The organism is Streptomyces sp. NBC_01214, from assembly GCF_026340975.1.
Classification (GTDB): domain Bacteria; phylum Actinomycetota; class Actinomycetes; order Streptomycetales; family Streptomycetaceae; genus Streptomyces.
In genome coordinates this window covers 929,467-942,188 of the sequence record NZ_JAPEOS010000001.1, presented here as the reverse complement: position 1 = coordinate 942,188, position 12,722 = coordinate 929,467, and the positions used below count along the sequence as shown (strand labels likewise).

The following is a 12,722-nucleotide window of genomic DNA, read 5'->3' as shown; positions in this document are numbered from 1 at the left end:
GCCCGCCCGGCGGCGGGGGGTCAGGGCGCCGCGAGCTCGGGCATCTGGTCGATCACCACCACCACACCGACCACGTCCCCGTCGGCGGACCTGCCCACCCAGACCGGATGGCCCCCGTCCGAGCACACCGCGAACGCGGCCAACTCGGCGCCGGAGACGGGCTCGCGGGTCCGCACGAGGAAGATGGACCCCTCGTTCGGCTCCCCCTCGTCCGCATCGCCGTCCGCCATCACCCGGTCGAAACGCTCCTGGAGCGGTCCCCACGCACGGGCATCGGCGAAGGCGCCCGTCGCGCCGTCCGTGGAGAAGCAGTACACCTCGCCCTCGCCGAGCAGCCGGGGATCGTCCTCCGGCGCCATGGCCATCTCCCAGGAGGCCGCGGGCGCATCGCTCACGCACAGCCGGACCGCCGTGGTGTCCGTGCGGTCCACCCAGCGCCCTTCGAACATGCAGACGTACCCGAAGGTGATCCGGCCCTCCTCGAGCGGGTACGCCCCGGGCGGCACGGGCACGGTCAGGCGCGGCCCCTTGCCGTCCAGCGGGCAGTCGATGCCCAGCAGTCCGCTGGGCACGTTCAGGGTTCCGCGCCGCACCGGCTCGACGACCGTCATCTCGGGGTCGTGCGGCGTGGTCATCCGGGTCCCGGGCCGGAACAGCGCGTCCAGCGGCCCGGCCTCGCCCGGCCGGGGAGCCCGCCAGCGGTCGGCGGGCTCGGACTCCGCGCCGGCGACCCGTCGCTCCACGACCGTCTCCCGGACGGTGACCGGCTCCGCCAGCCCGTGCACCTGCGCCGAGAGCACGGGCCAGCACCCGAACTCCGGGCGGTCCATCCACCGCTCCTCCTCGGTGACCTCGGCCGTGGTGTGCGTCGATCCCCTCTTGGAACCCTTCGGTTCCCGCACCAGACGGCCCCGGCCGTCGGGGTGCAGCGTCACGGTGGTCCGGGAGGCCTCCTCGTCGAACTCCGGCACCTCGGGCCCGGCATAGCCCCAGCGGCGTGCCCGCCGGGTCAACAGCCGTTCCCCGTCCAGGAGTCGGTAGTCGACCTCATGGACGCGGCGGCCCTGCTCGTCGTAGACCCAGAGGCCCACGTGGTGTTCCTGCCAGGAGACGAGCCTGACTTCGAGCGGAGCCTCGCGGCCGGGCATCCGGTACTCCACGACGTACGGCAGCCCGGCCGCGTCCCGCTCCCGCGCCTCCTCGGCGGACAACGGCCGCCACGGCGTACGGGTCGCCAGGTCCCAGCCCTCCGCGTACCCCAACTCGACGACCATCCCCGCCACCGCCCGATCTCGCCGGCTCCTGAACCTGATCGCAAGGTAGCGACCGCCACCGACAGTGCGGCCACGGCGGGCTTCTGACAGGGCACGCCCGAATGACAGAGGGTGACCGCCATTGGGGTGAAGCACCGTTTCCCGGGAACTCTCCGTGATGTTGAGCCGGTCGCGTGCCGTCTATCCGGCGCGTAGATCGAGATCCTTAGGAGAGTGTCATGCGTATTCGCTCTGCCCTGACGGCGTCCGTCCTGGCCGCCGGCATCCTGCTGGGCGGCGCCGGTGCGGCGCTGGCCAACGACGGTGTCGACATCGATTACTTCTCCGGCGGCCACAAGGCCTTCGCGTCCAACTGCTCCTCCTTCGCCGGCATTCCGGCGAAGATCGGCCCCCTGTACGCCGACAACTGCGAGTCCGAGGGCGAGAAGGAGTGGGCCGAGTTCCACCACCTGGGCGCCTGACGCCCGGCACCCGTCGGCCGGGGCCCGCCCCACAGGGCTCCCGGCCGGCGGGCCCGCCGTGCGGCGGACGGGCCGAACCGCCCGCGTCCCGGCGGGGTTTCGTACGCTGACGAGCATGATCGATTCACGTACTCACGTCCGCGTCGCCCGGCCCTCGCTCGACCTGGCGGCCGCCGAGCGGTTCTACGTCGACGGGCTCGGGCTACAGGTGCAGTGGCGGAGCGCCGAGAGCGTGGCCGGGGAGCACGACCTGCTGATGGTCGGACCGGCCGGGGGCGGCTGGCACTTCGAGCTCACCCGTGACGCCTCGAACCCGATCGTGCCCGCGCCGACCGTCGACGACCTGTTCGTGCTCTATCTCGGCGAGGCCCCCGACGAGGCCCTGGTCCAGCGCCTGGTCGAGCACGGCGGAACCCGCGTCGCCGCCCACAACCCGTACTGGGACGAGTGGGGGGTCACCGTCGCCGACCCCGACGGCTACCGGCTGGTGCTCTGCTCCCGCACCTGGGGCCACGCCGACTCGCCCTCGTAGGCGGACCGCCCGAGGGCCGGGTAGCCGGTGTAGCCCTCCGCGCCCTGTACGTGCATCAGGAACTCCGGACGGATCGCGTGGAGCGGCGCGCCCGTGCGCAGCCGCTCCACGAAGTCGGGGTTGCCGAGGAAGCCCCGGAACTTCCCCGAGCGGGCGGTCGACCGGGTCAGCCGGATCCAGGAGCTGTACGCGGCCGGCCTGCACAGCGCGAAGATCGCGCAGATCCTGCCCTGCGTGCGGGACGAGGACGGCGGCCCATCGGTGCGCGCCACCCCGGCGCTGGTGGCCGAACTGGCCACGGAGCGGGAGCGGATCGACCGGATGATCGGCGATCTGGTCCGCTCCCGCGAGGTGCTGGACGAGGTGATCGAGGCGGCGGCGGGCCGCACGGCCTGATCGGCAGGGCACTCCCTAAGGGGTGTCGCCCGGGGGCGTTGCGGCGGGCGTTCCCGGCTTCGCGTGGAGGACCTCGCGCGCCTGTTCCGCGGCGCGGGTGATGCCCTCGGAGACGAAGTCCATGAAGCGGGCGATGTTCTCCAGGCGGTTGGCGGCCGGGGTGTCCGGGCCGAGGATGCTGACGCCCTGGCGTGCGGTTTCTATGATCTGCGCGTTGGCGCGGGCGCTGGCGATGGTCGCCTGGTACCAGACGTCGTCGTCGACGAAGTAGCGCTCGCGGCGGCGTTCGTCGCGCTCCCTGCGGACGAGGCCCTGGCCCTCCAGGAACGTGATCGCCTTGGAGATGGACGCCGGGCTGACCTGGAGGCGCTGGACGAGTTCGGACGCGGTCAGGCTGCCCGTGTCCGTGATGTAGAGGCAGGACATCACCCGGGCCATCATCTTGGGCGTGCCCGCCTGGATGAGGACGTTGGTGAACACCTCCTCGAACTCGCGCACGGCCTCGGGGTCGCGCCCGTGGGCCTGCGGGATCGCCTCCGCCCCCCGGGGGGCGGCCTGACTGCGCCGGTGGGCGCGGCGTTCGGTGGCGCGGTGGGCCAGGTCGGCCCGGTAGGCGCCCGGGCCGCCGTTGCGCATCACCTCGCGCGAGATCGTCGAGGTCGGACGGTCGAGGCGCCGGGCGATCTCCGCGTAGGCGAGGTCGTCGGCCAGTCCCAGCGCGATCTGCTGGCGTTCCTGCTGATTGAGCCTGCCTCCCGGCATCGCGTTCTCCTTCGTGGTGCGTGGTGTGGCCCACTATAGCGTTCACTCTCATTCCATTGCAACGAATCGCGTAGCGCGCGTTGCGTTAAGTTCGAAACCATTGCAATGAAATCTCGCACTTGACCTGCTGCGATGCAGATTTTACGCAACGAGTCTGTTGCCAGTTTCTCGAACGCAACGTAGCTTTTCGTTCATCAGAAACCGCGGGGCGCACGGAGCGCAGCCGCTGATGAAGGAGAAGGACCATGCAGAAGTTCGCCACCGCCGCCCCGATCGCCGCCGTCCTGGACGTCCCCGCCGGGCTCATCCGGTTCATCGCCGCCGACCGGGCCGACACCACCGTCGAGATCCTGCCGGCCGACGCTTCCAAGGGCCGCGACGTGAAGGCCGCCGAGCAGACCAGCGCCGAGTACAGCAACGGCGTGCTGCGGATCGCGACCGCACCCGCGAAGAACCGGATCCTCGGCAACCACCCGGGATCCGTCGAGATCACCGTCCAACTGCCCGCCGGCTCCCGCGTCGAGGCGAAGACCGCGGCCGCCGAGTTCCGCGGCGTCGGACGCCTCGGCGACGTCACCTTCGAGAGCGCCCAGGGCACGGTCAAGCTCGACGAGACCGCGAGCGCCCACCTCACCCTGATGGCCGGCGACGTCTCCGTCGGACGCCTGGGCGGCGCCGCGCAGATCACCACCCAGAAGGGCGACCTGCACATCGCCGAGGCCCAGCGCGGCACCGTCGAACTGACCACCCAGGCCGGCGACATCACCGTCGGCGCCGCCCGCGGGGTCTCCGCCACCCTCGACGCCGGCACCGCCTACGGCCGCATCCACAACGCCCTCACCAACACCGACGGCGCCGCCGCCGGCCTCACCATCCGCGCCACCACCTCCTACGGCGACATCACCGCCCGCAGCATCTGACCCGCAGTCACCGCTTCCGAAGGAGCACTCCTCATGACCAACCTGGCCATCGCGGCGAACGGGCTGCGCAAGTCCTACGGCGACAAGGTCGTCCTCGACGGGATCGATCTGGCGGTCCCCACCGGCACGGTCTTCTCCCTGCTCGGTCCGAACGGCGCCGGCAAGACCACCGCCGTCAAGATCCTCTCCACCCTGATCGGTGCGGACCCGGGCACCGGAGCCGTCCACATCAACGGCCACGACCTGGCCGCCGACCCGCAGGCCGTCCGCGCCTCGATCGGTGTCACCGGCCAGTTCTCCGCCGTCGACGGCCTGATCACCGGCGAGGAGAACATGCTCCTCATGGCGGACCTGCACCACCTCTCCCGCAGCGAGGGACGGCGGGTGACCGGCGAACTGCTGGAACGCTTCGACCTGGTCGAGGCCGCCAAGAAGCCCGCCGCCAGCTACTCCGGCGGCATGAAGCGCCGCCTCGACATCGCGATGACGCTGGTCGGCGACCCGCGGATCATCTTCCTCGACGAGCCCACCACCGGCCTCGACCCGCGCAGCCGCCACAACATGTGGCAGATCATCCGCGAACTCGTCACGGGCGGCGTCACCGTCTTCCTCACCACCCAGTACCTGGAGGAGGCCGACCAGCTCGCCGACCGCATCGCCGTGCTCAACGACGGCAAGATCGCCGCCCAGGGCACCGCCGACGAGCTGAAGCGGCTGATCCCCGGCGGACACGTCCGGCTCCGCTTCACCGACCCGGCTCTCTACCGGTCCGCGGCCCTCGCCCTGCACGAGGTCACCCGGGACGACGAGGCACTGGCGCTCCAGGTGCCCAGCGACGGCAGCCAGCGCGCGCTGCGCTCGGTCCTCGACCGGCTGGAGGCCGCCGGCGTCGAGGCGGACGAGCTGACCGTGCACACCCCCGACCTCGACGACGTGTTCTTCTCCCTCACCGGCCCGTCCGCCGCCCTCCCCCACCAGTCCAAGGAGAACGTCCGATGAGCTCCCTCTCCCTCGCCGTGCGCGACTGCTCCACGATGCTGCGCCGCAACCTCCTGCACGCCCGGCGCTACCCGTCGCTGACGCTGAACCTGCTGCTCACCCCGGTCATGCTGCTGTTGCTCTTCGTCTACATCTTCGGCGACGTGATGAGCGCCGGCATGGGCGGCGGCGACCGCTCCGACTACATCGCGTACGTCGTCCCCGGCATCCTGCTGATGACCATCGGCAGCACCGTCGTCGGGGCCGCGGTGTCCGTCTCCACCGACATGTCCGAGGGCATCATCGCCCGCTTCCGCACCATGGCGATCCACCGCGGCTCCGTGCTCGTCGGGCACGTCGTCGGCAGCGTCCTACAGGCACTCGCCAGCGTGGTCCTGGTCGGCGCCGTCGCCGTCGCCATCGGCTTCCGGTCCACCGACGCCACGGCCCTGGAGTGGCTGGCCGCGTTCGGGCTGATCGCGCTCTTCTCCCTGGCGCTCACCTGGATCGCCGTCGGGATGGGCATGAACAGCCCGAACGCCGAGGCCGCCAGCAACAGCGCGCTGCCGCTGATCCTGCTGCCGCTCATCTCCAGCGCGTTCACCCCGATCGAGGCGATGCCGGGCTGGTTCCAGCCGATCGCCCAGTACCAGCCGTTCACGCCGGCCATCGAGACCCTGCGCGGCCTGCTCCTCGGCACCGAGATCGGCTACAACGGGTGGCTCGCGGTCGCCTGGTCCATCGGCCTGGCGGTGCTCGGCTACCGCTGGTCGGCGGCCTCCTTCAACCGCGACCCGAAGTAACCGGTATGAGCGCGCGGGCCTCCTCCCGCAGCACCGTCCCGCCCCTGGGCGGCGTACACCGACACGGCGGTCGGCGTACGCCGCCCGTCGGCGTTGGGGCCCACGTGCGGGGCGTCCCCGGCCATGCCGACGCTCGTCCAGAGGTGCTTGAACACCGACCACAGGCGGTGGCCGGAGCCGCCGTCGCGGGACGCCGGGGCGGTGGAGGAGTGCGGGGTGCGCGGCGTCGCGGGGGCGGCGAGCGCCCCGTAGGCCAAGCCGGCGCCCGCGGCGGCCAGCGCGGCCACGATGACGAGCAGGACGAGACGCCGGGTCCGGGTGCCGGTGCCGGTGCCGGTGCGGGTCCGGGTGCGGGTGTGGATGCCGGCCATGGGAATGCTCCTCGGGAGGCGAAGGCGTGGGGGCGGGGCGGTGGGCCCGTGCATCCAGTCAGCCCGAGGGAGCGGATCGCGTCACGTCGCTGGAGTTCGGGACTTGACAGCCCGCGGCCCCCTCAGCCGGCGGCCCAGAACTGCGCCAGGGCCGCCTCCTTGTAGGGCTCCGGGGTCACGCTCAGGTCCCCCGCGAAGGGCCGGTCCAGTGCCACCACCAGGAGCAGGCTGAAGCCGATCAGCCCGGCCACCGCCGATACGAAGAGCAGCTGCATCTTCAGGCTGCGCAGCCTGAAGAGGAAGGTGAGCGGGACGATCACGAACGCGCCCCCGTACACCAGCACCTGGAGCAGCATCGGCAGCGAGCTCTCGGCCATCGTGATGCGGGCCCGGCGCTGGGCGGCGACGTCGTTGAGTCGGGTGACCGCTTCGGCGTAGAAGGTCTCGGCCCGGGTGCCCTGCGGCTCGTAGGCCTGGAGCGCCTGGTAGAGGGCGTGCGTCTGCGGGGCGGTCGCCTCGTAGCTCGGCCGCCCGTCGCGCATCAACGGCCACTGCACCTCGACGACGGCGTGCGCGTACGCGCCGACGGCCCGGTGCACCCGGTCGCGGTCGGCCGGCGGGAAGGCGTCGGCGCTGCGGACGACGAGCGCCAGGTCGGTGGCCTCGCTGGCGACGATGTTCTGGGTGTTCTCCAGCTGCGTCCAGAGGGTGACGACGACGAAGGCGAGGATGATGCCGTAGATCGCGCCGAACATGCCGAGCGCGACCCCGACCATCTCGTTGTGGTCGCCCTGGGCCAGGTGCGGGAAGCGGCGGCGGGCGGCCACGCTCCCGGCGACGGCGAGGCCGGTGAGGCCGCCGACCAGGAGGACGGCGATGACGAAGGTGCTGAGATGGTTGAGCAGCCAGAGGATCATGCCCTGCTCAACGAGCGCCGCCGCTCGAGACACCCTCTGGAGCCGGGCCTCAGCCGGTGTTCGTCACCCGACCTTCGGGGCGTTGGGGAGGCCGGCAGTCAGGGCCGTGCCGGCGCCCTTGAGGGAGGAGTCCGTGGCCTGGCCGGCGGCTCCGGCCGCCTGGGCGGTCGCGCCCACCGCGGTCTTGGTGTCCTGTACGGCCTGGGTCGGGTGGTCGACGATGTCCACGACCCGGCCGACGACCGGGGGCGCCTGGTCGGGTGCTTCGTCGGCGTGCGCGGCGGCGGGTACGAGGGCGAGGGCGCCACCGGAGACGACCAGGGCGGCGAGGGTGCGCTTCAAGGCGTTCATGCACCGTCCAACGACCCCGCCGCACACCTGGTCACCGCCCGCGCCCGGGTTGGCGCGGTGGAACGGCCCGGATGCGCCCGCGGCCCCGGATCGGGGGAATCGATCCGGGGCCGTGGCATGACTCAGCGGCTGGGGCGCGGGGGCGCGGGGACGGTCAGTCCTCGACCACCAGGGACGGGGTGGACTTCGTCAGGACCTCGCCGCGGAAGAAGGCCGGGCTGCGGCGCTCGGTGACGAACATGATCACCAGGCCGAGGGCCAGCAGGCCGACGCCGATGACGAAGACGTTGCCGACGTCGAGGCCGGGGAGGGTGGAGCCGGAGCCGTAGGACGGGTCCCAGGCGTCGTACAGGGTCTTGAAGAAGACCGCGGCCAGCAGCAGGCCGCCCAGGATCGGGAAGACGCCCTTGAAGAACAGGTCGCGGGCGGAGCGGCGCAGCTCGCCGCGGAAGTACCAGACGCAGGCGAAGGCCGTCAGCGAGTAGTAGAAGCAGATCATCAGGCCGAGCGCGAAGATCGTGTCGGTGAGGACGTTCTCGCTGACCAGGGTCATCACCGTGTAGAAGACGCCGGTCGCGACGCCCGCCATGACGGTGGCGCGGCCCGGGGTCTTGAAGCGCGGGTGGACCTTGGCGTAGGAGGGCGGCAGGGCCTCGTACGTCGACATGGCGAGGACCGTGCGGGCCACCGGGATGAAGGTGGTCTGCAGGGAGGCCGCGGCGGAGGCCAGGACGGCCACGAAGAGCAGGATGCCGAGGGCCGGGCCCATGACGGGGCCGGCGAGGGCGGCGAAGACGTTGCCCGAGGTCTCCTCGTTGGCGAGGCCGAGTCCCTCGCCGCCGGCGCCGACGGCCATCTGGGCGGCGATGCCGGTGGCCAGGTAGGAGCCGACCAGGACGATCATCGCGATGAGCGAGGCGCGGCCGGGGGTCTTCGTGGAGCCGGTGGTCTCCTCGTTGGTGGCCAGGCACGCGTCCCAGCCCCAGTACATGAAGATCGAGAGCGAGAGTCCGGCGGTGAAGGCCGCCATGGACTCGACCGCGAAGGGGTTCATCCAGGACCAGGAGAAGTCCAGGCCGGTGTCGAAGGTGCCGGCGGAGGCCTTCTGGAAGGCCATGGCGACGAAGATCGCGAGCACGACGAGCTGGAGGCCGACCAGCGCGTACTGGACGCCCTTGGTGGCGGTCATGCCGCGGTAGCTGATGGCGGTCGCGACGGCGATCAGCGTGAGGCAGGTGGTGATGTGGACGAGCTTGTTGTCGTCCAGGGCGGCGACCGACGCGTTGTTCGTGATCTCGCCGGCCAGCAGCCAGAAGTAGGAGGTGGCGACGCCCGCGAGGTTGGAGAGCACGATGATCGTGGCGATCACCAGGCCCCAGCCGCACATCCAGCCGATCCGCGGGCCGAAGGCCTTGACGGTCCAGGTGAAGGAGGTGCCGCAGTCCGGCATGGCCTTGTTGAGCTCGCGGTAGGCGAAGGCGACCAGGAGCATCGGGAGGAAGCCGGCGAGGAAGATCGCGGGCATCTGCATGCCGACCTCGCCGGCGGTGGAGCCGAGGGTCGAGGTCAGGCAGTAGACGGGGGCGACGGTGGAGATGCCGATGACGGCGCTTCCGACCAGTCCGACGGACCCCTTGCCGAGGCCCTTGCCGCGAACGTCGCCCTCGGCGACGCCGCTTACCGTGTCTCCGGCCCGAGGCCGAACGTCCAGCTGAGTCATGGGTCAGGACGTTAGATGGTGCGTTTTCCACATCTGGACGATCGAAGTCCGGAACTCAACACCCCCGAACGCCTTCGAATCTTGAGGTCGAGGCAGTTCACGAGCGCTTAATGCAAGGTTCACTTTGACGCGCGCCCACGCTTCGACAGGCTCGACCGGGACTCTTTCGGCATGCGGAAACCGCAGCCATGTCCGTTTTGCGAATTTTCAAAGTTTCCGTCGTGACTTTGCGGTGACCGGCGGTAACGGGGGTCCGGGATCGGTTTGAAAGTCATGCGCAGCATGAAGGGCTGCGTCCTCACCGCCTCCTCCGTGGACGGAGCGGGCGACCGGGCACGACCGGGCCCGGAGCGCGGCGGTCGCCGCCGCGCTCCGGAAGCCCCCGGACCGGGGGCCGCATCGGCGAGACTGGCCCCATGCCCACGGCCGATGAACTGCTCAGCGCGGACACCGTCACCAGCCTCGCCCGACTGCTCGCCCGCGCGGGCGGCCGCCGGTCCTCGCCGGCCCTGCGCGCCCGCGCCGAAGCCCTCGACGGATTGACCTTCAGCGGCCGCGTCGCCGCCGTCCGCGACGCCGTGCTCGACGACCTCCCCGACCCGTGGCCCGCCTTCGAGGCCGTCGTACGCACCGCCCTCGCCCAGCCCGACTTCGAGGGCTGGATGACCTTCCCCGTCAACGAGGCCGTCGCCGTCCGCGGGCTGGAGGCGTTCGAACCCGGGCTGGACCTGCTCCACGACCTCACCTCCCGGCTCACCGCCGAGTCCGCCGTACGGCCCTTCCTGCGCGCCGACCCGGACCGCGCCCTGGCCGTCGTACAGAAGTGGACCGCCGACCCGGACCCGCACGTACGCCGCCTCGCCAGCGAGGGCACCCGGCCCCGGCTGCCGTGGGCCCCGCAGCTGCCCGCCTTCGTCACCGACCCGCGGCCGGCCGTGCCGGTGCTGGACGCCCTCTACCGCGACGGGTCCGAGTACGTCCGCCGCTCCGTCTCCAACCACCTCAACGACATCAGCCGCGACCACCCCGCCCTCGCGGTCGAGACCGCGGCCCGCTGGCTGGCCGGGCCCGAGGCCACGACCGACCGCGTCGTGCGCCACGGACTGCGCACCCTGATCAAGGCCGGGCGGCCCGAGGCGCTGACCCTGCTCGGTCACTCCCCCGACGTGCCCGTCACCGTGAGCGGCCCGGTCGTCGCCGCCCCGCGGATCGCCGTCGGCGAGTACCTCGTCTTCGACTGGACGGTCACCAACACCGGCCCGCTCCCGGCGCAGTTGGTCATCGACTACGTCGTGCACCACGTGAAGGCGGGCGGCACCCGCACCCCCAAGGTGTTCAAACTCGTCACCCGCTCCCTGGCCCCCGGCGAAACCCTCGGCGGCACCAAGCGCCACTCCTTCAAGCCCATCACCACCCGCCGCTACCACTCCGGCGAGCACCTGGTGCAGCTCCAGATCAACGGCCGGGTCCGCGGCGAGGCCGGATTTTCGTTGGACGCGTCCTGACTTCGCCTGACACCCTCTCGGCATGACCTACGGAATCGAGTCCCACCGTTCCTAGCCAGTGTGCATGAGTGAGTCTTGGACCCACCGGTGCGTACTGGGCGCATCCCGAACGGTTTTGGATGCACTCGGTCTCCGCTTTCTCTTCCCACTCGGCGTCGGCTCTCCGTGTAGCCGGTCCGTCGTGGGTGGGCGGTTTCCGTCACGCCCATGGGTGCCTGGCCCGGCCTGGGCGGTCCGATGCCCCACACGATCACTCTGGTCGTGTGGGGGCGGTGCCGTCCGTCGCCGGATCGGGTGCCCGAGGGCGCGTCGTCCAATCGCGATGCCTGCGGCATCGTGTCGGGACATCTTGCGGCGTGGGGTGACCAGCGGTTTCTGCCAGTGCTGGCCTCCCCACTGTGAGGTGTAGGCGGGATCGACCGCGACGATGGAGAGACCGTGTGCGGCGGCCATCGACACGAGGCGGGCTTTGAGTTTGCCGGTCGGCATGCCGGAGATGAGCTGCCGGAACCGCTTTCTGCCGCCGTGCTTCTCGCGGGTCTTCTCGGTCGTGAAGTCGAGGTCTTCGAGCCCTATCGCGCCGACGTCAGCCCGCTTGGCCCAGTTGATCAGACGGGTGATGGCGTGTCGGATCTGCGCGTCGCGGTGAGTGGCAGTGCCGGACAGGTCGTAGAAGTAGCGGTGCGGCTCACCCATCGGGTTGCCATGCGGGTCGAGCTGGTAAGCGGCGAAGTGGTCGGCGTTCATATCGACACCGATCACGCCGTTCGCCCGGGCTGCGGTGAGCGGGACCGTTTGGACGACGGGACGCTGCCAGGACGCGGTCAGGTACCAGCGCCCGCGCTGCGCGTCCAGGTGGATGCGGTAGGCGACAGCTCGGTCTCCTTCGATCCGGTCTGCCCATTCCTGGCCCCGGTGCTTGAACGCCACAGTGGAAGCGAGGACGTACCGGCCGTGCTTGCTGTTGGCCAGATATGCGAGCGGGGCGGGCAGCTTGATCGACACTTCGCCATCGGGCGTGACCCTGATCGTCTCGTTCCCGAACCGTTTTCCGGACTCCCCGTCAGCAGCCAGGAACCAGCGTTCGGCTTCCCAGCGGGCGCGCCACTGCGCCTCGGTGAGCTGGGCCCCAGTGAGGTTGTGCCGGGTGTTCGCGAGTCGCTTCCCACCCCGCACAACACGGACCCGCCCGGCCTGCCAGTCGCGGACAGCGGCAGCGTGCCGGACCTCCAGCGCGGCCAGACGCCGGGACTTGTTGAACCACTCTCTCCTGGAGCGGTAGCCGCCCGCCGCGCGCTTGCCGCCCTTCTCCCCGATAGGCAGGGACAGTCGGTGCCGCAGCGTGCGGATGCCGGCTTCCAGGCTCTTTATGTGCGCGGCCTGGCAGCGTCGGGCGAGCGCCCACTGATCGTGGCTGGTCTTGGTTATCGCCCCAGCAATCCGCGACGACGATTCCTTCGTCAGATCCCGCTTGCGCCTCGCCCAGGTGCCCGTGCTGTGATCGTTGCCATCCGCGCAACGTTGCTTGAGGTCACGGGAAGCCAGAGCACCCTGATACTCCCCGACAGCCCGCAGGACCTCCTCATCCCCCTGAGTGAGATGCTCCAGGCGGTCGCGTATTGCGACGCCAGAGGGAGCGAGCGCCACAAAAGAGGGGGCTATAGCGCGAAGCTTCCTGGCTGGATCAGCCATCGCCGGCCGCCTTCTTCGGCGCCCTGCGCGCCCGGTTCTT

13 protein-coding genes and 3 pseudogenes are annotated in these 12,722 nt (G+C 71.0%); 7 read left to right on the top strand and 9 right to left on the bottom strand.

What is annotated here, in order from left to right; genetic code table 11:
* Window positions 1-20: 20 nt before the first annotated feature.
* Window positions 21-1,274 carry a DUF4241 domain-containing protein gene (locus tag OG594_RS04660; protein WP_266595422.1) on the bottom strand — a complete coding sequence of 418 codons (1,254 nt, stop codon included), beginning with the start codon at window positions 1,272-1,274 and terminating at the stop codon, window positions 21-23.
* Window positions 1,275-1,492: 218 nt separating this feature from the next.
* On the opposite strand from OG594_RS04660, the gene OG594_RS04655 reads away from it, so the two are divergent.
* Both OG594_RS04655 and OG594_RS04650 read left to right on the top strand, forming a co-directional pair.
* Window positions 1,493-1,735 carry a hypothetical protein gene (locus tag OG594_RS04655; protein WP_266595419.1) on the top strand — a complete coding sequence of 81 codons (243 nt, stop codon included), beginning with the start codon at window positions 1,493-1,495 and terminating at the stop codon, window positions 1,733-1,735.
* A gap of 115 nt (window positions 1,736-1,850) precedes the next feature.
* The gene (locus tag OG594_RS04650; protein WP_266595417.1) at window positions 1,851-2,267 is read left to right on the top strand and encodes a VOC family protein; all 417 of its coding nucleotides are present in this window, start codon (window positions 1,851-1,853) and stop codon (window positions 2,265-2,267) included.
* Here OG594_RS04650 and OG594_RS04645 read toward each other — a convergent pair.
* A pseudogene (locus tag OG594_RS04645) lies at window positions 2,213-2,404 on the bottom strand (hypothetical protein); the annotation flags it as partial. The gene OG594_RS04650 and the pseudogene OG594_RS04645 sit on opposite strands and share 55 nt — an antisense overlap.
* Here OG594_RS04645 and OG594_RS04640 point away from each other — a divergent pair.
* Window positions 2,361-2,663: a MerR family transcriptional regulator gene (locus OG594_RS04640; protein ID WP_266595415.1), complete on the top strand. Its 303-nt coding sequence runs from the start codon at window positions 2,361-2,363 to the stop codon at window positions 2,661-2,663. The pseudogene OG594_RS04645 and the gene OG594_RS04640 sit on opposite strands and share 44 nt — an antisense overlap.
* Before the next feature lie 15 nt (window positions 2,664-2,678).
* Here the strand turns inward: OG594_RS04640 and OG594_RS04635 are convergent.
* Together OG594_RS04635 and OG594_RS04630 are read right to left on the bottom strand one after the other, a co-directional pair.
* A pseudogene (locus OG594_RS04635) lies at window positions 2,679-3,065 on the bottom strand (MarR family transcriptional regulator); the annotation flags it as partial.
* A 162-nt stretch (window positions 3,066-3,227) separates the two neighbouring features.
* Window positions 3,228-3,425 (bottom strand): annotated as a pseudogene (locus OG594_RS04630) (helix-turn-helix domain-containing protein); the annotation flags it as partial.
* A 245-nt stretch (window positions 3,426-3,670) separates the two neighbouring features.
* On the opposite strand from OG594_RS04630, the gene OG594_RS04625 reads away from it, so the two are divergent.
* From OG594_RS04625 to OG594_RS04615, 3 genes are read left to right on the top strand one after another with little or no spacing between them, the layout of a single operon-like run.
* Window positions 3,671-4,345 carry a DUF4097 family beta strand repeat-containing protein gene (locus tag OG594_RS04625; protein ID WP_266595413.1) on the top strand — a complete coding sequence of 225 codons (675 nt, stop codon included), beginning with the start codon at window positions 3,671-3,673 and terminating at the stop codon, window positions 4,343-4,345.
* Window positions 4,346-4,378: 33 nt separating this feature from the next.
* On the top strand, window positions 4,379-5,344 hold the full coding sequence (locus OG594_RS04620; protein ID WP_266595411.1) for an ATP-binding cassette domain-containing protein: 966 nt from the start codon (window positions 4,379-4,381) through the stop codon (window positions 5,342-5,344).
* Window positions 5,341-6,126 (top strand): ABC transporter permease, encoded by a 786-nt coding sequence (locus OG594_RS04615; protein WP_266595409.1) that lies wholly within the window; start codon window positions 5,341-5,343, stop codon window positions 6,124-6,126. The genes OG594_RS04620 and OG594_RS04615 overlap by 4 nt, the downstream gene beginning before the upstream one ends.
* On the opposite strand, the gene OG594_RS04610 is transcribed toward OG594_RS04615, so the two are convergent.
* From OG594_RS04610 to OG594_RS04595, 4 genes are all read right to left on the bottom strand, one after another.
* Window positions 6,084-6,497 (bottom strand): hypothetical protein, encoded by a 414-nt coding sequence (locus OG594_RS04610; protein ID WP_266595407.1) that lies wholly within the window; start codon window positions 6,495-6,497, stop codon window positions 6,084-6,086. The genes OG594_RS04615 and OG594_RS04610 overlap by 43 nt on opposite strands.
* Before the next feature lie 122 nt (window positions 6,498-6,619).
* On the bottom strand, window positions 6,620-7,414 hold the full coding sequence (locus OG594_RS04605; protein ID WP_266595405.1) for a DUF4239 domain-containing protein: 795 nt from the start codon (window positions 7,412-7,414) through the stop codon (window positions 6,620-6,622).
* Window positions 7,415-7,477: 63 nt separating this feature from the next.
* On the bottom strand, window positions 7,478-7,765 hold the full coding sequence (locus tag OG594_RS04600) for a hypothetical protein (RefSeq protein WP_266595403.1): 288 nt from the start codon (window positions 7,763-7,765) through the stop codon (window positions 7,478-7,480).
* A gap of 154 nt (window positions 7,766-7,919) precedes the next feature.
* A complete protein-coding gene (locus OG594_RS04595) occupies window positions 7,920-9,485 on the bottom strand; it encodes an APC family permease (protein WP_266595401.1) in 1,566 nt (521 codons plus the stop codon).
* Between the two features lie 416 nt (window positions 9,486-9,901).
* Between OG594_RS04595 and OG594_RS04590 the strand changes: the two genes are divergently transcribed.
* The gene (locus tag OG594_RS04590; RefSeq protein WP_266595399.1) at window positions 9,902-10,990 is read left to right on the top strand and encodes a DNA alkylation repair protein; all 1,089 of its coding nucleotides are present in this window, start codon (window positions 9,902-9,904) and stop codon (window positions 10,988-10,990) included.
* 51 nt (window positions 10,991-11,041) lie between these two features.
* Here the strand turns inward: OG594_RS04590 and OG594_RS04585 are convergent, their stop codons facing one another.
* Window positions 11,042-12,682: a transposase gene (locus OG594_RS04585; protein ID WP_266595397.1), complete on the bottom strand. Its 1,641-nt coding sequence runs from the start codon at window positions 12,680-12,682 to the stop codon at window positions 11,042-11,044.
* Window positions 12,683-12,722: the final 40 nt, after the last annotated feature.